This is a genomic window from Stenotrophomonas sp. Steno-Z10-HUANG (assembly GCF_056393075.1).
In genome coordinates, this window is record NZ_JBWJPA010000001.1 from 252,580 (window position 1) to 269,558 (window position 16,979).

20 protein-coding genes are annotated in these 16,979 nt (G+C 70.6%); 15 read left to right on the top strand and 5 right to left on the bottom strand.

The genetic code is table 11. The annotated features are described in order from the left end of the window. The first annotated feature begins 10 nt into the window (after positions 1-10). From AC06E6_RS01130 to AC06E6_RS01145, 4 genes are all read left to right on the top strand, one after another. Positions 11-982 (top strand): potassium channel beta subunit family protein, encoded by a 972-nt coding sequence (locus tag AC06E6_RS01130; protein WP_478059987.1) that lies wholly within the window; start codon positions 11-13, stop codon positions 980-982. A gap of 138 nt (positions 983-1,120) precedes the next feature. Further along, the gene (hemP, locus tag AC06E6_RS01135) at positions 1,121-1,318 is read left to right on the top strand and encodes a hemin uptake protein HemP (RefSeq protein WP_240213233.1); all 198 of its coding nucleotides are present in this window, start codon (positions 1,121-1,123) and stop codon (positions 1,316-1,318) included. A gap of 143 nt (positions 1,319-1,461) precedes the next feature. Continuing rightward, positions 1,462-3,651 (top strand): TonB-dependent hemoglobin/transferrin/lactoferrin family receptor, encoded by a 2,190-nt coding sequence (locus AC06E6_RS01140; RefSeq protein ID WP_478059989.1) that lies wholly within the window; start codon positions 1,462-1,464, stop codon positions 3,649-3,651. Between the two features lie 80 nt (positions 3,652-3,731). Next, the gene (locus tag AC06E6_RS01145) at positions 3,732-4,670 is read left to right on the top strand and encodes a DUF6607 family protein (RefSeq protein WP_478059990.1); all 939 of its coding nucleotides are present in this window, start codon (positions 3,732-3,734) and stop codon (positions 4,668-4,670) included. A gap of 49 nt (positions 4,671-4,719) precedes the next feature. Here the strand turns inward: AC06E6_RS01145 and AC06E6_RS01150 are convergent, their stop codons facing one another. Then, entirely contained in the window at positions 4,720-5,073 is a 354-nt protein-coding gene (locus tag AC06E6_RS01150) for a DMT family protein (protein WP_054667569.1), read from the bottom strand. A 139-nt stretch (positions 5,074-5,212) separates the two neighbouring features. Between AC06E6_RS01150 and AC06E6_RS01155 the strand changes: the two genes are divergently transcribed. The 11 genes from AC06E6_RS01155 to AC06E6_RS01205 all read left to right on the top strand — a co-directional run bounded on the left by AC06E6_RS01155 (position 5,213) and on the right by AC06E6_RS01205 (position 13,733). After that, complete coding sequence (locus tag AC06E6_RS01155; protein WP_054667567.1) at positions 5,213-5,926, top strand: response regulator transcription factor; 714 nt, start codon at positions 5,213-5,215, stop codon at positions 5,924-5,926. Between the two features lie 101 nt (positions 5,927-6,027). Further along, complete coding sequence (locus AC06E6_RS01160) at positions 6,028-7,347, top strand: sensor histidine kinase (protein WP_104939568.1); 1,320 nt, start codon at positions 6,028-6,030, stop codon at positions 7,345-7,347. Between the two features lie 205 nt (positions 7,348-7,552). Then, the gene (locus AC06E6_RS01165) at positions 7,553-7,933 is read left to right on the top strand and encodes a diacylglycerol kinase (protein ID WP_104939567.1); all 381 of its coding nucleotides are present in this window, start codon (positions 7,553-7,555) and stop codon (positions 7,931-7,933) included. A gap of 54 nt (positions 7,934-7,987) precedes the next feature. Continuing rightward, complete coding sequence (locus AC06E6_RS01170; protein ID WP_104939566.1) at positions 7,988-8,737, top strand: TerC family protein; 750 nt, start codon at positions 7,988-7,990, stop codon at positions 8,735-8,737. A gap of 133 nt (positions 8,738-8,870) precedes the next feature. Next, positions 8,871-9,506: a LemA family protein gene (locus AC06E6_RS01175; protein ID WP_104940266.1), complete on the top strand. Its 636-nt coding sequence runs from the start codon at positions 8,871-8,873 to the stop codon at positions 9,504-9,506. Between the two features lie 4 nt (positions 9,507-9,510). Beyond that, on the top strand, positions 9,511-10,392 hold the full coding sequence (locus tag AC06E6_RS01180) for a TPM domain-containing protein (RefSeq protein ID WP_478059992.1): 882 nt from the start codon (positions 9,511-9,513) through the stop codon (positions 10,390-10,392). Beyond that, the gene (locus tag AC06E6_RS01185) at positions 10,392-10,883 is read left to right on the top strand and encodes a TPM domain-containing protein (RefSeq protein ID WP_478059993.1); all 492 of its coding nucleotides are present in this window, start codon (positions 10,392-10,394) and stop codon (positions 10,881-10,883) included. Before AC06E6_RS01180 ends, AC06E6_RS01185 begins: the two co-directional genes overlap by 1 nt. Positions 10,884-10,947: 64 nt before the next feature. After that, positions 10,948-11,874, top strand: coding sequence for a prolipoprotein diacylglyceryl transferase (lgt, locus tag AC06E6_RS01190; protein ID WP_478059995.1), 927 nt, complete (start codon positions 10,948-10,950; stop codon positions 11,872-11,874). 22 nt (positions 11,875-11,896) lie between these two features. Then, complete coding sequence (locus AC06E6_RS01195) at positions 11,897-12,691, top strand: thymidylate synthase (protein WP_161613828.1); 795 nt, start codon at positions 11,897-11,899, stop codon at positions 12,689-12,691. Then, on the top strand, positions 12,691-13,188 hold the full coding sequence (locus AC06E6_RS01200; protein WP_313248153.1) for a dihydrofolate reductase: 498 nt from the start codon (positions 12,691-12,693) through the stop codon (positions 13,186-13,188). Before AC06E6_RS01195 ends, AC06E6_RS01200 begins: the two co-directional genes overlap by 1 nt. A gap of 161 nt (positions 13,189-13,349) precedes the next feature. Further along, the gene (locus tag AC06E6_RS01205) at positions 13,350-13,733 is read left to right on the top strand and encodes a VOC family protein (protein ID WP_158681900.1); all 384 of its coding nucleotides are present in this window, start codon (positions 13,350-13,352) and stop codon (positions 13,731-13,733) included. A gap of 4 nt (positions 13,734-13,737) precedes the next feature. Here AC06E6_RS01205 and AC06E6_RS01210 read toward each other — a convergent pair whose 3' ends face one another. Genes AC06E6_RS01210 through pdxA form a run of 4 tightly spaced genes read right to left on the bottom strand, consistent with a single transcriptional unit; the run spans position 13,738 to position 16,978 of the window. Beyond that, complete coding sequence (locus AC06E6_RS01210) at positions 13,738-14,769, bottom strand: symmetrical bis(5'-nucleosyl)-tetraphosphatase (RefSeq protein WP_104939560.1); 1,032 nt, start codon at positions 14,767-14,769, stop codon at positions 13,738-13,740. Beyond that, positions 14,769-15,152, bottom strand: coding sequence for a Co2+/Mg2+ efflux protein ApaG (gene apaG, locus AC06E6_RS01215; protein ID WP_104939559.1), 384 nt, complete (start codon positions 15,150-15,152; stop codon positions 14,769-14,771). The genes AC06E6_RS01210 and apaG overlap by 1 nt, the downstream gene beginning before the upstream one ends. A 36-nt stretch (positions 15,153-15,188) precedes the next feature. Further along, positions 15,189-16,001, bottom strand: a complete 813-nt coding sequence (rsmA, locus tag AC06E6_RS01220; protein WP_313255750.1) for a 16S rRNA (adenine(1518)-N(6)/adenine(1519)-N(6))-dimethyltransferase RsmA — start codon at positions 15,999-16,001, stop codon at positions 15,189-15,191. Beyond that, positions 15,998-16,978: a 4-hydroxythreonine-4-phosphate dehydrogenase PdxA gene (pdxA, locus tag AC06E6_RS01225; protein WP_478059999.1), complete on the bottom strand. Its 981-nt coding sequence runs from the start codon at positions 16,976-16,978 to the stop codon at positions 15,998-16,000. The genes rsmA and pdxA overlap by 4 nt, the downstream gene beginning before the upstream one ends. Position 16,979: the final 1 nt, after the last annotated feature.

Here is a 16,979-nt window from a genome sequence, read left to right on the forward strand (position 1 = left end):
GGAGCCAGCCATGCAATACCGCCGCCTCGGGTCGTCCGGCCTGCAGCTTTCCGCCCTGTCCTTCGGGGCCTGGGTCACCTTCGGCAGCCAGATCGCCCGGGGCGAGGCCCGCAACCTGATCGCCGCGGCCTGGGACAACGGGGTCAACTTCTTCGACAACGCCGAGGTTTACGCGCAGGGCCGCGCCGAGCAGGTGATGGGCGACGTGATCGCCGACCTGCGCCTGCCGCGCGACGGCTACTGCGTGTCCAGCAAGGTGTTCTTCGGCGCGGCCGAGGCGCCCAACCCGCTGCAGCGCGGGCTGTCGCGCAAGCACGTGCACGATGCCTGCCATGCCGCGCTCAAGCGGCTGCGGGTGGACTACCTGGACCTGTACTACTGCCACCGCCCCGACCCGGAGGCGCCGATCGCCGAGACGGTGCAGGCGATGGACGTGCTGATCCGCCAGGGCAAGGTGCTGTACTGGGGCACCTCGGAGTGGTCGGCGGCGCAGATCGCCGAGGCGGTGGCGTTCGCCCGCGGCAACGGCCTGCACGCGCCGACCATGGAACAGCCGCAGTACAACCTGCTGCACCGCGCCCGGGTGGAACAGGAGTACGCGCCGCTGTACGCCGACGCCGGGCTCGGCACCACCATCTGGTCGCCGCTGGCCTCGGGCCTGCTGACCGGCAAGTACAACGACGGCATCGCCGCCGGTTCGCGGCTGGCGCAGCCGTCGCTGGGCTGGCTGCAGTCGGCGGTGCTGGGCGAACCGGCCGATGCGCGGCTGGACAAGGTGCGGCGCTTCACCGCGGTGGCCGCGGAGCTGGGCGAATCGCCTGCGCAGCTGGCCATCGCCTGGTGCCTGCGCAACCCGCGCGTATCCAGCGTGATCCTGGGCGCCAGCCGGGTGTCGCAGCTGGAGGAGAACCTGCGCGCGCTGGAGCTGCTCGAGCGTGTCGGCGACGACGCGTGGAGCAGGGTGGAAGCCGCCTTCGCTTGACCCGGGCGACGCGCGCCGGGCGGGCCGTGGCGCCTGCCCGGCGTGGGAGGAATGCGGCCGGGCGCGGAAGGCGCGCCCTCTTGCATCGCGGATGAGAATCATTATCATCAATTCCGTCCCCGCCACGGAACCGCCGCGATGTTCGCCCAACCTGTCCTGCTCCGTCCCCGTACCCTGCACCTGCCGCAGCGCCCCGCCCCGCGACCGCTGGCCGTCGATGACGCGATCGACAGCGGCGCGCTGCTGAAGGGCCAGCGCGAGATCCTGATCCGCCATGGCGACCGCGTTTACCGCCTGCGCCATACCAGCAACGACAAGCTGATCCTCACCAAGTAACCCCGGCCGCATTCGCCGCCAGCCGGCGCGCCGCTGCGCGTCATGTCCGCCTGAATCGCATCTTCTCTCCCCCTCGGCCACGGCCGGGCCGCCACGGCGGCCGGCCGCTGCGCCGGGGGTCAACCGTTCGATTCAAGGTACCCATGATCCGTCCCGCCGCCTTGAGCGCCGCCCTGTGGGCGACGCTGTTTCCCGCCCATGCCGCCCCGGCCACAGCCGCGCCGGCCGATGCCCACGACCTGGAACGCGTCCAGGTCACCGCCACCCGCACCGGCCGCGCGGTCGCCGACGTCGCCGCCACGGTCGACGTGATCGAACGCGAACAACTGGACCGGCAGCTCGTCCACGACATCGCCGACCTGGTCCGCTACGAACCGGGCATCTCGGTGACCCGCAGCGTGGCCCGCTTCGGCCTGGGCGGCTTCCGCATCCGCGGGCTGGACGGCAACCGCGTGCTGATCCAGACCGACGGCATCGCCATGCCGCGCAGCTTCGCCATCGGCAGCTTCGCCAGCGCCAACCGCGACTTCACCGACCTGGAAACGCTCAAGCGGGTGGAAATCGTGCGCGGCCCGGCCAGTTCGCTGTACGGCTCCGACGCGCTGGGTGGCGTGGTCGCCTTCGTCACCAAGGACCCGGCCGATTACCTGGGCGACGGCAAGGGCGCCTACGTCGGCCTGAAGCTGGGCTACGACGGCGACTGGCAGGGCCTGCTCGGCGGGGTGACCACCGCCTTCGGCGGCGCGCGCTGGAGCGGCATGGTCAACGTCAACCACCGCCAGGGCCAGGAAACCGGCAACAAGGGCCGGGTGCGCAGTGCCGACAACACCCGCACCGCACCCAATCCGCAGCAGCGCGACGGCCGCAGCGTGCTGTCCAAGCTGGTCTATGCGCCCGATGACGGCCAGCGCCTGCGCCTGACCGTGGAGGGCAACGAGGACGTCACCGACACCGACGTGCTGTCGGCCATCGACCACGTCACCACCATCGGCATGAAGGCGCACGACAGGCAGACCCGCGCGCGGGTGTCGCTGGCGCATGAAATGGACGCGCTGGACGCGGCCTTCGCCGACAGCCTGCGCTGGCAGCTGTACCGCCAGGACAGCGAGACCACCCAGGTCACCGACGAGGACCGCGCCAACCGCAGCCGCCGCCACCGCGTGTTCGACTTCGACCAGCGGGTGCATGGCGCGCAGGCGCAGTTCGACAAGCGCCTGGTCACCGGCGCGGCCGAACATGCGCTGACCTGGGGCCTGGACGGCACCTGGAGCCGGATCCGGCAGAAGCGCGACGGCTACCAGGTGCTGGCCAATGGCAGCACCAGCAGCACGATCCTGCCCGACGCGTTCCCGGTGCGCGACTTCCCGGTCACCCGCACCACCGAGCTGGGCCTGTACCTGCAGGACGAGGTGCGGCTGGCCGGCGGCCGCCTGTCGCTGGTGCCCGGCGTGCGCGTGGACCACTACCGGCTCGAGCCGCAGGCCGACGCGATCTTCAGCGGCGACAACCCCGGCGTGGCACTGGCGTCGCTGCGCAAGACCAGCGTGTCGCCGAAGCTGGGCATGGTCTGGCGCCTGGATCCGCGCTGGTCGCTGTTCGCCGGCTACGCGCGCGGCTTCCGCTCGCCGCCGTACAACGACGTCAACCTGGGCTTCACCAACGTCCTGTTCGGTTACACCGCCATTCCCAACCCGGACCTGAAACCGGAAACCAGCCATGGCCTGGAACTGGGCGTGCGCTACGTGGGGCCGGCGCTGTGGGCCAGCCTCGGCGGCTACCGCAACGACTACCGCGACTTCATCGAATCGCAGCGCTACGTCGGCACCAACGCGCAGGGGCTGATGGTGTTCCAGTCGCAGAACATCGCCGACGCGCGCATCCATGGCGCCGAACTGAAGGCGGGGCTGGAGCTGGGCGCGCTGGATGCGCGGCTGGCCGGCTGGTCGCTGCGCGGCGCGGCGGCCTGGTCGCGCGGGCGCAACCTCAGCGAAGGCGTGCCGCTGGACACGGTGGACCCGCTGCGCGGCAGCCTCGGGCTGGCCTACGACCGCGACGACTGGGGTATGGAGCTGGCCGGCAGCGTCGCCCGCCGCAAGGGCCGGGTCGCCAGCGCCGAGGCGTTCCGTCCCGCCGGCTACGGCGTGCTCGACCTGATGGCGCACTGGCGCTTCGCGCCGGGCGCCACCGCCCAGGTCGGCGTGTTCAACCTGGCCGACCGCCGCTACATCGAATGGTCCAGCCTGGCCGGCACCCTGGCCGCTTCCAGCCGCGTGAGCGACCGCTTCAGCAACCCCGGTCGCACCGTATCGGCCAGCCTGTCACTGGCCTGGTGAGCGGCGCCAACCGCTGCTTCCCTCCCCCGATGGAGCGTCACCCGGCCATGGACGGCCTTCCCACCGCCCCCGAGGAACCCATGAAGAAACCGCATTGCGCCAGCCTGCTGCTGGCCTGCGCCGCCAGTGCCGGCGCGGTCGCCGCGCCCGCCGACCCCGCCCGCGACCACGACACCATCGTGCGCATGCAGGGCGAGTACACGGTGGATTTCGCCTTCGACGAAACCGTGCTGCTGCAGCCCGGCTATGCGCGCGCCCCGGCGATGCGCAGCGGCGGCAACGAACTGGTGGTCGTGGTCGAGGACACCCCCACCCGCATCGTGCTGCAGCACCTGCTGGTGGATCCGGCCAGCGGCCACGTCACCAAGCACTGGCGCCAGGACTGGACCTATGAGGCGCCGGTGCGCTTCGAGTTCAGCGCCGACCAGACCTGGCGGGTGCGCGCGCTTCCCGCCGACCTCACCCGCGGCGCCTGGACCCAATGCGTCTATGAAGTCAGCGACGCGCCGCGCTACTGCGGCACCGGTCGCTGGCGCTACGACAACGGCGTGCCCAGCTGGACCAGCGACCCGGGCTGGCGCCCGCTGCCACGCCGCGAGTACACCCGGCGCAGCGACTACAACGCCCTGGCCATGGTCAACCGCCACACTTTGACCCCCAACGGCTGGACCCACGAACAGTTCAACACCAAGGTACGCCGCGACGCCGATGGCGGGCAGCACGAAATCGCGCGCGAGTTCGGTTTCAACGACTACGTGCGCACCACGGACGTGGATTTCAGCCCGGCCCGCGCCTACTGGAACGCCACCGCCGGCTACTGGGCGCGCGTGCGCCGGCACTGGGACGGCTTCCTCGGCCAGGCGCCGGGCGCGCGGCTGAAGACGCCGGTCGACGGCATGGCGATGATCGTGCCGCTGTTCACCCAGGCCGACGCCGTGCAGGCGGGGCGGGCGGTCGACGAACGCCGGATCGGCGAGGTGTTCGCGGCCTGGGTCGAAAAGGCGCCGGTCGCGGACTGAGCGCCGGGGCGGCGTCATCCGTGCGGCGGCATGGCGCCGCCGCGCGGGCTCATTCCTTGAACATCAGCAGCGCCGCGACCACGATCAGCGCGAACGCCGCCCAGTGGTTCCATTTCAGCGGCTGCCCCAGGTAGACCGCGGAGAACACCGCGAACACCACCAGGGTGATCACTTCCTGCATGCCCTTGAGCTGCGGCGCGGAATAGACCGCCGCGCCCAGGCGGTTGCCCGGCACCTGCAGACAATACTCGAAGAAGGCGATGCCCCAGCTGACCAGGATCACCGTCAGCAGTGGCGCCGAACGGTACTTCAGGTGGCCGTACCAGGCGATGGTCATGAATACGTTGCTGGCGACCAGCAGCAGTACCGGGTACAGATAGGCGGTGAAGGGTGGGGCGGGCATGTCCGGGTCCGTGGGAAGGCGCGCATAGCATAGGTGCAGCACCGGTCCGGCGAACCGCGCGCGACAGGGCGTGGTTTCTTCACATGGGATCCACTCGGGGTACGGCATCTTTCACAAAGCTGAAGAACGAGGAGGCTCCATGCGACAGACCAAGGAATCGTCCGGACTGGTGCTTGTCATCGAGGACAACCGCAACATTTCCGAGATGATCGGCGAATACCTGGAAAGCAAGGGATTCGAGGTGGACTATGCCTGCGATGGCCTGGACGGCTACCGGCTGGCGGCGGAAAACAGCTACGACGTGGTGGTGCTGGACCTGATGCTGCCGCGGCTGGACGGCATCGAGGTGTGCCGCCGCCTGCGCAACGAGGCGCGCAAGTCCACCCCGGTGCTGATGCTCACCGCGCGCGACACCCTGGACGACAAGCTGACCGGGCTGGGGTTCGGCGCCGACGACTACCTGACCAAACCCTTCGCCATCCAGGAACTGGAAGCGCGCCTGCGCGCGCTGATCCGCCGTGAACGCCGCCAGGTGGGCGCCGAGGTGCTCAAGGTCGCCGACCTGGTGCTGGACCCGGTCAGCATGCGCGCCACCCGCGCCGGCACCGAGCTGCAGTTGTCGCCGATCGGCCTGCGCCTGCTGACCATCCTGATGCGCGAATCGCCGCGGGTGGTGACCCGCCAGGAAATCGAGCGCGAGATCTGGGGCAACGGCCTGCCCGACTCGGACACCCTGCGCAGCCACCTGTACAACCTGCGCAAGATCATCGACAAGCCGTTCGACCGGCCGTTGCTGCATACCGTGCAGAGCGCGGGCTACCGTATTGCCGATATCGCCCAGCCGATGGGCTGAGGCATGCGGGGAAGCGTGATCCGTCGCGACCGGGCGGGCCGTACCACGGCCCGCGCCGGCGTGCTCTTCCCCTAACCGCACTGGACCACCACGGGACCGCAATGCTGCACGGGTTGCCGCGCAAGATCAGGACCGCTTTCATGCTGCAGGCACTGCTGGCCGGCCTTGCGGTGCTGCTGGGCGGCTACCTGGTGCTGCTGGTGGTCAAGTTCGGCCTGGTCAACGCGCTGCTCAGGCAGGAGGCCGCGCACTACTGGGAGCTGTACCAGGCCTCGCCGGTGCAGCCGCCGCCCAACACCAGCAATGTCCGCGGCTACCTGCTGGAGACCGGGCAGTCGCCGCTGAGCCTGCCCGCCGACCTGCGCGGGCTGGCGCCGGGCTTCCACGAGGTCGGCGACGCCGACGAACTGGTGCTGGTGGACGACAAGCCCGCCGGGCGCCTGTACCTGGTGTTCCTGCGCTCGCAGGCGCAGCACTTGGCGTTCTGGTTCGGGGTGGTGCCGGTGCTGCTGATCCTGCTGGCGGTGTATGGCGCATCGTGGTTGACCTACCACGTCTCGCACCGGGTGGTGTCGCCGGTGACCTGGCTGGCGCGGCGGGTGTCGCAGTGGGACCCGCTGTACCCGGACGCGAGCGAACTGGCGCCGGAGCGGTTGCCGGCCGACGTGCAGGGCGAGGTGCGGCAGCTGGCCGGTGCCCTGCATACCATGGCCGGGCGCATTGGCGACCATGTCGCGCGCGAGCGCAATTTCACCCGCGATGCCAGCCACGAGCTGCGCACGCCGCTGACCGTGATCCGCATGGCCAGCGACATGGCGCTGGGCGCGCAGGAGCTGAGCCCCGGGCTGCAGCGCAGCCTGCAGCGCATCCAGCGCGCCGGCCGCGACATGGAGGCGCTGATCGACGCGCTGCTGATCCTGGCGCGCGAGGCCAACATCGAGCCGCAGGCCGAGTGGGTCGAGGTGGCCGACGTGGTCCGCTACGAGGCGGCCAATGCCCGCGGCAGCCTGGCCGGGCGGCCGGTGGAGCTGGAAGTCCACGTCGCCGCCGCCAGCCCGCTGCGGGTGCCGCCGCAGGTCCTGCACGTGGTGGTCGGCAACCTGCTGCGCAATGCCTGCAACTACACCGACCGCGGCCGCGTCGATGCCTACGTGGAGGCCGACCGGGTGGTGGTGCGCGACACCGGCATCGGCATGTCGCCCGAGGCGCTGGCGCGGATCTTCGAGCCGTTCTTCCGGGTCGAGCCGGAGCGGCGCCAGGGCCACGGCCTGGGCATGCCGATCGTGCATCGCCTGTGCGAGCGTTTCGGCTGGCGCATCGAGCTGCAGAGCGAGCCCGGGCGGGGCACCACGGTGACGGTGCGTTTCGCGCGCGACGCCGCGCAGCCCGAGCAGGGCGTGGACGGCACCGCCTCCCCCTGACCCGGCCGCTGCCGGTGGCGGCCCCGGCGCCCTGGCGTGACGGCGCACGGCTGCCTCCGCGAGCCTGTGCGAGCGGGCGACAGGGCGCCGGCAGGGCGCGTGTGGCAGAATCCTGCGCTGTTCATCGCCACGGCCGCCTGCATGGATATTTCCCGTTCCCGCCCCGTCCCGGCCACCCGCGCCGGCTCGACCGAGGGCCGCGCGCATGGCTGACGAAATGGGCAACCTGCCGCGCGGCCCGGCGCGCGTGCTCAAGGCGGCGGTCTGGTCCTGGCAGGGTTTGACCGCGGCCTGGCGGCACGAATCCTCGTTCCGGCTGGAGGTGTACCTGTTCGTGCTGCTCGCCCCGGTGGCGGTGTGGCTGGGGCAGACCCCGGTGGAGCGCGTGCTGCTGGTCGGCTCGTTGCTGCTGGTGCTGGCCATGGAGCTGGCCAATTCGGCCATCGAGGCGGTGATCGAGCGCTACGGCCCGGAGTTCCACGTGCTGGCCGGTCGCGCCAAGGACATGGGCTCGGCAGCGGTGTTCGTGATGATGATGAATGTGCTGCTGTGCTGGGGGCTGATCCTGGTGCCCCGGATTTTCTGAACCTCGCCGCCGCGCGCGACCGCGGCGGATTGTCTTTGTTGAAGGATTGCCTGCATGTCTTTTGAGTTCCTTGCCGACCCCAACGTATGGGTCACCCTGTTCATGCTCAGTGCGCTGGAAATCGTGCTGGGCATCGACAACCTGGTGTTCATCTCCATCGCCGTGGGCCGGCTGCCCGAGCACCGCCGGCCGCTGGCACGCCGGGTCGGCATCGCCGTGGCCTGCATCACCCGCATCATGCTGCTGGTGTCGCTGGCCTACCTGGCGCACATGGAGAGCAACCTGTTCACCGTCGCCGGCATGGGCATCTCGATCCGCGACCTGGTGCTGATCGTCGGCGGCCTGTTCCTGCTCTACAAGGGCATCAAGGAAGTGCGCGAACTGGTCAGCGGCGGCGAGGACCAGGACCCGACCACCACCAAGGCATCGGCCGCATTCGGCACGGTGATCGCGCAGATCGCGATCATCGACATCGTGTTCTCGCTGGATTCGGTGATCACCGCCGTTGGCATCGCCGACCACGTCCCGGTGATGGTCTGCGCGGTGCTGCTGTCGGTGGCGGTGATGCTGCTGGCGGCCAACCCGCTGGGCCGTTTCATCGACGCCAACCCGACCGTCAAGCTGCTGGCGCTGGCGTTCATCCTGCTGGTCGGCGCGGTGCTGGTGCTCGACGGCCTGGACCTGCACGTGCCCAAGCCCTACATCTATGCCGCGATGGGCTTCTCGGTGATGGTGGAGTGGCTGAACCTGCTGATGCGGCGCAACGCCAGGCAGCACCACATCCCCGGCGCGGACAACTGGTAAGCCGTTGCCCGCCGCCGGCCGGGTGCCGGTGGCGCGCTACCCACAGGGGCCGGCACGCGTCGGCCCCTGTCGTATGCACACGCTGCACGGCAGTGGTGGCATGCTTGCGGTTCCGGCCAACCAGGACCCGCCCATGCGCCCCTTCCTCCGCCTCGTGTTGCTTGCCCTCGTGGCAGGCTCGATCTCCGGCTGCGGTTACAACGCCATCCAGCAGAAGGACGAGGCGGTCAAGGCCGGCTGGTCCGAGGTGCTCAACCAGTACAAGCGCCGCGCCGACCTGATCCCCAACCTGGTCAACACCGTGCAGGGCTATGCCCAGCAGGAGCGACAGGTGCTGACCGAGGTCACCAATGCGCGCGCCCGGGTCGGGCAGATCCAGGTCAACGCCGACGATGCCGCCTCGCTGCAGCAGTTCCAGCAGGCGCAGGGCGAACTGGGCAGCGCGCTGTCGCGGCTGCTGGTGGTCAGCGAGAACTACCCGACGCTGAAGTCCGACCAGAACTTCCGCGACCTGCAGGCGCAGCTGGAAGGCACCGAGAACCGCATCACCGTGGCGCGCGGGCGCTACATCCAGCTGGTGCAGGACTACAACACCTACATCCGCTCGTTCCCGCAGGTGATCACCGCCAAGCTGTTCGGCTACCAGGCCAAGCCGAACTTCAGTGTGGACAACGAAGCGCAGATCGCACAGCCGCCGGCGGTGGATTTCGGCACCCGGCCGCAACCGCAGCCGCAGACCCCGCCGCCGGCACCCGCGCCGGCGCAGTGAGCCGATGAACCGCGTGCTGCGTCTGTTGCTGCTGGCGTTCCTGCTCGGCCTGGCCGGGCCGGGCACGGCCATGGCGCAGCAACTGGCGCCGATCCCGCCGCTGGACTCGCCGGTGGTCGACACCACCGGCACCCTCGACGCGGCGCAGCGCCAGGCGCTGGTGGAGCAGGCGCTGGCCCTGCAGCAGCGCAAGGGCAGCCAGTTGCAGATCCTGATCGTGCCCAGCACCCGGCCGGAGGACATCGCCCAGTACACCACCCGCGTGTTCGAGCAGTGGGGCATCGGCCGCAAGGGCGTGGACGACGGCGTGCTGCTGGTGGTGGCCCGGGACGACCGCCGCGTGCGCATCGAGCCCGGCTATGGCCTGGAGGGCGCGATTCCCGACGCCATCGCCAACCGGGTGATCCAGGAATACCTGGCGCCGCGCTTCCGCAACGGCGACTATGCCGGCGGCATCGCCGAGGCCACCGCGGTGCTGGTGCGGCTGATCGACGGCGAGCCGCTGCCGGCGCCGGTGGCCAGCAACCGTGAGCCCGGCGGCAGCGACGCCACCTTCTTCGTCGCGCTGTTCATCGGCGGCATCGCCTCGATGCTGGCGCGGCTGCTGTTCGCGCGCCGCTCGCGGCCGGCCAAAGGCCTGCTGGCGGCGCTGCTGGCCGGGGGGGCCGGCTGGCTGCTGCTGTCGCTGGCCGGCGGCGGCGTCGCCGCGGCGGTGGCGTTCTTCCTGTCGCTGGGTGGGCTCTCGCCCGGGGGCTTCGCCCGCGGTGGCGGCTTTGGCAGTGGCGGCTTTGGCGGCGGTGGCTTCGGTGGCGGCGGATTCGGCGGTGGCGGCTGGTCCGGCGGCGGCGGGCGTTCGGGAGGCGGTGGCGCCTCGGGGAGCTGGTGATGCGCTGGTTGCGGCATGTCTTTTCGCCGTCGGCGCATGCGCGGTTTCCCGCCGCCAGCCTGGACCGCATCGCCCGCGCCATTGCCGAGGGCGAGCGCCGCCACAGCGCCCAGCTGATGTTCGCGGTCGAGTCCGACCTGCCGCTGGCGGCATTGTGGCGCGGGGTCTCGCCGCGCGAACGCGCCGAACATGCCTTCGCGCTGCTGCGGACCTGGGACACCCGCGACAACAACGGCGTGCTGCTCTACCTGCTGCTGGCCGACCACGCCGTCGAGATCGTGGCCGACCGTGGCCTGCACGGGCGCATCGACGCGGCGCAGTGGCGCCAGGTCTGCGAGGATTTCGGCCGCCGCCGGCGCGAGGGCGACCTGGAGGCCGCGGTACTGGCGGCCATCGCAACCCTCTCGGAAATGCTGGCCGAGCATTTTCCGGCCGATCCGGACGCGCCGCGCGACAACGAGTTGCCTGACCGTCCGCAGCTGCTCGGGTGACGCGGCGGTTGAGCCCCGCGGGCGCTGCCCCGAGAATAGGGACTCGTCCGCCGGACCCGCCTGCATGCTCTATCTCCACGACATAGACCCCATCGCCTTCTCCCTGGGGCCGATCAAGGTGCACTGGTACGGCATCATGTACCTGCTCGGTTTCGCCGCCGCGTGGTGGCTGGGGCGTATCCGCATCCGCGCCGGGCGCCTGCCGGGCGTGGACATGAACGCGTTTTCCGACCTGCTGTTCTACGCCATGCTCGGCGTGGTGCTGGGCGGGCGCATCGGCTACATGCTGTTCTATGCCACCGCCGATTTCCTGCACAACCCGCTGCTGCTGCTGCGCGTCTGGGAGGGCGGGATGAGCTTCCACGGCGGCCTGCTCGGGGTCATGGCCGCCGGCTGGTGGTGGACCCGCAAACACGCGCTGCATTACTTCGACACCATCGATTTCGTCGCGCCGCTGGTGCCGCTGGGGCTGGGCTTCGGCCGGCTGGGCAACTTCGTCGGCGGCGAGTTGTGGGGCAAGTTCACCCACGCCGGCTGGGGCGTGGTGTTCCCGCACGCGCCGCTCAAGGACGTGCCGGCCGGCCTGCCGACCATGGAGCAGCTGATGTCGGCCGCGCAGATCCGCCAGGACTATGCGGCCGGCCTGCTGACCCAGTACGCGCGCCATCCCTCGCAGCTGTACGAAGCGCTGCTGGAAGGGCTGGTGATGTTCGTGGTGCTGTGGACGTATTCGATGAAGCCGCGCCCGCGCTATGCCGTGTCCGGCCTGTTCGCACTGATGTACGGCAGCTTCCGCTTCCTGGTCGAGTTCGTGCGCATGCCCGACAACGGCGTCTACCTGGCCTTTGGCTGGTTCACCCGCGGCCAGTTGCTGAGCGTGCCACTGATCGTGCTCGGACTGGTGCTGCTGGCCATGTCGCGGCGTGCGCCTACGCTGCAGCCGGCGGTACCGGCCGGGGACAAGGCGTCTTTCGCCGGAGGCGAAGAATGAAGTCATTGGCCGGAGGCGAAGAATGAAGCAGTACCTGGACCTGCTGCGGCACGTGCTTGAACACGGCACCGACAAGGCCGACCGCACCGGCACCGGTACCCGCAGCGTGTTCGGCTGGCAGATGCGCTTCAACCTCGGCGAAGGCTTTCCGCTGGTCACCACCAAGAAGCTGCACCTGCGCTCGATCATCCACGAGCTGCTGTGGTTCCTGAAGGGCGACACCAACATCGCCTACCTGAAGGACAACAAGGTCGGCATCTGGGACGAATGGGCCGACGCCAACGGCGACCTCGGCCCGGTCTACGGCAGGCAGTGGCGCAGCTGGGCCGCCGCCGACGGCCGCCAGATCGACCAGATGCAGTGGCTGCTGGACGAGATCCGGCGCAACCCGGACTCGCGGCGGCTGGTGGTCAGCGCCTGGAACGTGGGCGAGCTGCCGCAGATGGCGCTGATGCCCTGCCACACCCTGTTCCAGTTCTACGTGGCCGACGGCAAGCTCAGCTGCCAGCTGTACCAGCGCAGCGGCGACATCTTCCTGGGCGTACCGTTCAACATCGCCAGCTATGCGCTGCTGACCCACATGGTGGCCCAGGCCACCGGGCTGGGCGTGGGCGATTTCGTGCACACGCTGGGCGACGCGCACCTGTATTCGAACCATTTCGAGCAGGCCCGCGAACAGCTTGCGCGCGCGCCCCGCGCGCTGCCGACGCTGTGGCTGAACCCGGAAGTGACCGACCTGTTCGGCTTCAGCTACGACGACATCCGCATCGACGGCTACGACCCGCATCCGCCGATCAAGGCGCCGGTGGCGGTGTGATGAAGCTGTCGCTCATCGCCGCGCTGGACCGCAACCGTGGGATCGGCCGCGACAACGCCATGCCCTGGCACCTGCCCGACGACTTCAAGCACTTCAAGGCGCTGACCCTCGGCAAGCCGATCCTGATGGGGCGCAAGACCGCGCAGTCGCTCGGGCGCGCGCTGCCGGGCCGGACCAACCTGGTGCTGACCCGTGGCGGGCAGGTGCCGTTCGCGGGGATGCACGCGGTGGCGTCGGTGGAGCAGGCCCGGGAGATGGCCGCCGGGGAGGCTGCCGACGAACTGTGCGTGATCGGCGGCGGCGAAATCTACCGGCTGCTGATCGACCAGGCCACCGACCTGCACCTGACCTGGGTGGATGCCGAGGTCGCGGCCGACACCCATTTCCCCGAGGTCGACCCCGCCGTGTGGCGGGAAGTGGACAGCCAGCCGCATCCGGCCGATGCGCGGCATGCGTTCGCCTTCCGTTTCGCCCATTACCTGCGGCGTTCCGCGTAGCGGCGCGGGGTGCCCCGCAGGGGGCATCCCCGGACAAGCCCAGCGGGGCGAGCCCCGCTCCGGTCTTTCCGGGTAGTCGCAGCGCGGTCGTTTGCGCCGTTGTGCCAGCGATGCCGTTCGGCCGACCCGATGCAGCTACCTTCCAACCCCAGGAGACGGGCATGACCGCACTGTTCGACCGGATCGACACCTTCGTCCTGCCGGTGGCCGATTACCAGGCCGCCGCTGACTGGTACGCCGCCAAACTCGGCCTGCAGGCGACGTACGTGGATGCCGGCGAATGCCTGGCGGTGCTGCCGTTGGCGCAGGGCGCGAGCCTGACCCTGTGGCAGCGCCAGGCCGGCGGGCCGGCGCCGGATCCGCGCGCGCAGGGGGCGTTTCCGATCTTCGCCACGCCCGATGCGGCGGCGGCCTGCGCGACGTTGAAACGCCGCGGCGTGCGTGTCGGCGAACTGGAGCGCGGCGACGGCGTGGTGTATTTCCGCTTCCACGATGCCGACGGCAACTGCCTGGAGGCCTGCCAGGTGCTGCAGCCCGGCGCCTGAGCGCTTACGGCGTGGGCGTGGCGCCGCCGTGGTTGCCCGGCGTGCCCGTCGGGTTGCCGTTGCTGCTGTTGTTGTTGCCATTGTTGCCGCCGCCGTGCGGCCGGTGCCGGCGTGGCCGGCGCCGTTCGCGGCGTTCACCCTGCGCCTCGGCGCCGGCATCGGGCCGGCGCTCGGCCGGTGGCCGCCGTGGCGGATGCGCGCCGGGTACCGGCGCCGGCACGTCGCGGCCGGGGACCTGGACCACGCGCAGTTCCTCGCTGTCCAGCTGCAGCGCGGTGAGCTTGCCGCCCCACACCGCACCGGTGTCGATGGCGTGCACGCCCTGGGTGATGGTCAGGCCCAGCGCCGACCAGTGGCCACAGACCATCTTCAGTTCGCGCTCGACCCGGCCCGGGACTTCGAACCACGGGTACATGCCCAGCTGCTGCGTGCCCGGCGTGCCCTTGTCTTCCATGCCGATGCGCGCGCGCGGCGTGCAGTAGCGCATGCGGGTGAAGATGTTGATGATCGCGCGCGAACGGTCGTAGCCGGTGAGGTTCGGCGCCCAGCTGGGGCCGTCGCCGTACATGTTGCGCAGCAGCTTGCGGTAGCCGTTGCCGTGCAGCTGCTGCTCGACCTCGCGCGCATGCCGCTCGGCCATCGCCACCGTCCACTTCGGCGCCAGCCCGGCATGGAACATCATCCAGCCCAGGCCGCGGTCCACGTGCACCAGCTTCTGCTGGCGCAGCCAGTCCAGCAGCACGTCGCGGTCCTCGGCCAGCACCACGCGCTGCAGGTCGGGGTTGACCTTGCGCTGCTCCTCGGCGCTGCGCGCGCCCACGGCCAGCAGCGACAGGTCGTGGTTGCCCAGCACCACCACGCTGTGCTCGCGCAGCGAATGCACCAGGCGCAGGGTCTCCAGCGACTGGCCGCCGCGGTTGACCAGGTCGCCGCAGAACCACAGCCGGTCGGCGGCCGGGTCGAAGTTGATCTTCTCCAGCAGCCGCTGGGTGACGTCGTAGCAGCCCTGCAGGTCGCCGATCGCCCAGGTCGCCATCAGTGCAGGGTCCTGGGAATGGACAGCACGAACGGCGCGACCGGCGCGGCGAATTCGGTGCCGTCGTCGGCCAGCATGTCGTAGTGGCCCTGCATGGTGCCGCGCTCGGTGCCGAGCATGACCCCGGAGGTGTAGCGGAATTCCTCGCCCGGGCGCAGCCGCGGCTGCTCGCCGACCACGCCGTCGCCATCCACGTGCTCGGTGCGGCCGTTGCCGTCGGTGATGCGCCAGTGGCGGCTGATCAGCCGCGCCGGCACGCTGCCGCGGTTGTGGATGCGGATCGTATAGGCGAACGCGTAGCGCCCGTCCTCGGGCGCCGACTGCTCGTCGATGAAGCGAGGCGACACCTCGATCTCGATCGCGTACTGGCGGGAATCATCCATGCGGGCAAGTGTAAGCAAAAGCGGGGTGAGCGGACGTCAGGCAGCGGTGGCGTTGGCCAGGGCGATGAATTCGGCCACGTCCAGCTGCTCGGCGCGCGCGTCGCTGCGCACCCCGGTGGCAGCGAAACCGGCCTCGTCGACGAGGCCGTGCAGTGCGTTGCGCAGGGTCTTGCGGCGCTGGCCGAAGGCGGCCTTGACCAGCCGCGCGAAGTGCGCCGGATCGGCGATGCCGACCGTGGCCGGATCGCGCGGCACCAGCCGCACCACCGCCGAGTCCACCTTCGGCGGCGGCCGGAACGCGCCCGGCGGCACCACGAACAGCGAGGTCACCTGGCACCAGGCCTGCAGCATCACGCTCAGGCGGCCATAGACCTTGCTGCCCGGCGCGGCGGCCATGCGGTCCACCACTTCCTTCTGCAGCATGAAGGTCATGTCGCTGATCGCCGCGGCGTGTTCCAGGGCATGGAACAGGATCGGCGAGGAGATGTTGTAGGGCAGGTTGCCGACCAGCCGGATCGGCGCGCCGCCGGCCAGCTCGGTGAAATCGACCTGCAGCACGTCGCGGTGGACGATGGTCAGTTCGCCCAGCGGCGCGGCCGCGGCGGTGAGCGGCGCGATCAGGTCGCGGTCGAACTCGATCACCGTCAGCTGCGGATGCCGGCGCAGCAGCGGGAAGGTGATGGCGCCCTGGCCGGGGCCGATCTCGACCAGCCGGTCGCCGGGCCGCGGGTTGACCGCCAGCACGATCTTCTCGACGTAGTGCGCGTCGGCCAGGAAATGCTGGCCGAGCTGCTTCTTCGCCGGCGCGGTGAAACCGGCGCCGGCGCGCGGGGCGTGGGAGGAATTCATCGGGGGATTTTACGGTGTGCGGCCAGCCGCGCGCACAGCGCGGTGGCGGCCTGCAGGCTGGAGGGATCGGCCGTGCCCTTGCCCGCCAGGTCGAGCGCGGTGCCATGGTCGACGGCCACGCGCGGGTAGGGCAGCCCCAGGGTGATGTTCACCGCCTGCTCGAAGCCGCTGTACTTGAGCACCGGCAGGCCCTGGTCGTGGTACATCGCCAGCACCGCGTCGAAGCCGCGCAGCCTGGCCGGCAGGAACGCGGTGTCGGCGGGCAGCGGCCCGGCCAGGTCCAGGCCGTCGCCGCGCAGCCGCTGCAGCAGCGGGATGACCACGTCCAGTTCCTCGCGGCCAAGATGGCCATCCTCGCCGGCGTGCGGATTCAGCCCGAGCACGGCGATGCGCGGCCGCGCCAGGCCGAAGTCGCGGCGCAGCGCGGCGTGGGTGGTGGCGATCACCGCGCGCAGGCGGTCGGCGGTGATGGCGTCGGCTACCTCGCGCAGCGGCAGGTGGGTGGTGGCCAGGGCCACGCGCATGTGCGCGTTGGCCAGCATCATCACCACCTCCACCCCGGCCTGGTGGGCCAGCAGTTCGGTGGTGCCGCTGTAGGCGATGCCGCCGTCGTTGATCGCCGCCTTGTGCACCGGGCCGGTGACCACGCCATCGAGTTCGCCCGCCAGGCAGGCCTGGCCGGCGCCCAGCAGGGCGTCGATCACCGCACGGGCGTTGGCCGGGTCGGGCTGGCCGAAGCGCGACGGCGCGGCGTTGCGCACCGCGCGCAGGCGCAGGTCGCCCGGCGCCGTGGCGGTGGCGTCCTCGGGCAGCAGGTTCAGCGGCAGGTCGAGCGCGGCGGCGGCGCCGCGCAGCGTGTCCGGGTCGGCGAATGCCAGCAGCCGGCAATCAACGCGCGGCTGCTGCGCCAGGCGGACGCAGAGTTCCGGGCCGACCCCGGAAGGCTCGCCCGGGACCAGAGCGAGCTGGGGAACCATG

Coding starts and splice junctions, on each gene's coding strand:
- AC06E6_RS01160 (WP_104939568.1), top strand. CDS start 6,028: ATGCTGCACGGGTTGCCGCGCAAGATCAGGACCGCTTTCATGCTGCAG.
- AC06E6_RS01200 (WP_313248153.1), top strand. CDS start 12,691: ATGAAGCTGTCGCTCATCGCCGCGCTGGACCGCAACCGTGGGATCGGC.
- lgt (WP_478059995.1), top strand. CDS start 10,948: ATGCTCTATCTCCACGACATAGACCCCATCGCCTTCTCCCTGGGGCCG.
- AC06E6_RS01180 (WP_478059992.1), top strand. CDS start 9,511: ATGAACCGCGTGCTGCGTCTGTTGCTGCTGGCGTTCCTGCTCGGCCTG.
- apaG (WP_104939559.1), bottom strand. CDS start 15,152: ATGGATGATTCCCGCCAGTACGCGATCGAGATCGAGGTGTCGCCTCGC.
- AC06E6_RS01185 (WP_478059993.1), top strand. CDS start 10,392: ATGCGCTGGTTGCGGCATGTCTTTTCGCCGTCGGCGCATGCGCGGTTT.
- AC06E6_RS01140 (WP_478059989.1), top strand. CDS start 1,462: ATGATCCGTCCCGCCGCCTTGAGCGCCGCCCTGTGGGCGACGCTGTTT.
- AC06E6_RS01195 (WP_161613828.1), top strand. CDS start 11,897: ATGAAGCAGTACCTGGACCTGCTGCGGCACGTGCTTGAACACGGCACC.
- AC06E6_RS01150 (WP_054667569.1), bottom strand. CDS start 5,073: ATGCCCGCCCCACCCTTCACCGCCTATCTGTACCCGGTACTGCTGCTG.
- AC06E6_RS01170 (WP_104939566.1), top strand. CDS start 7,988: ATGTCTTTTGAGTTCCTTGCCGACCCCAACGTATGGGTCACCCTGTTC.
- rsmA (WP_313255750.1), bottom strand. CDS start 16,001: ATGAATTCCTCCCACGCCCCGCGCGCCGGCGCCGGTTTCACCGCGCCG.
- AC06E6_RS01210 (WP_104939560.1), bottom strand. CDS start 14,769: ATGGCGACCTGGGCGATCGGCGACCTGCAGGGCTGCTACGACGTCACC.
- hemP (WP_240213233.1), top strand. CDS start 1,121: ATGTTCGCCCAACCTGTCCTGCTCCGTCCCCGTACCCTGCACCTGCCG.
- AC06E6_RS01205 (WP_158681900.1), top strand. CDS start 13,350: ATGACCGCACTGTTCGACCGGATCGACACCTTCGTCCTGCCGGTGGCC.
- AC06E6_RS01165 (WP_104939567.1), top strand. CDS start 7,553: ATGGCTGACGAAATGGGCAACCTGCCGCGCGGCCCGGCGCGCGTGCTC.
- AC06E6_RS01145 (WP_478059990.1), top strand. CDS start 3,732: ATGAAGAAACCGCATTGCGCCAGCCTGCTGCTGGCCTGCGCCGCCAGT.
- AC06E6_RS01155 (WP_054667567.1), top strand. CDS start 5,213: ATGCGACAGACCAAGGAATCGTCCGGACTGGTGCTTGTCATCGAGGAC.
- AC06E6_RS01130 (WP_478059987.1), top strand. CDS start 11: ATGCAATACCGCCGCCTCGGGTCGTCCGGCCTGCAGCTTTCCGCCCTG.
- AC06E6_RS01175 (WP_104940266.1), top strand. CDS start 8,871: ATGCGCCCCTTCCTCCGCCTCGTGTTGCTTGCCCTCGTGGCAGGCTCG.
- pdxA (WP_478059999.1), bottom strand. CDS start 16,978: ATGGTTCCCCAGCTCGCTCTGGTCCCGGGCGAGCCTTCCGGGGTCGGC.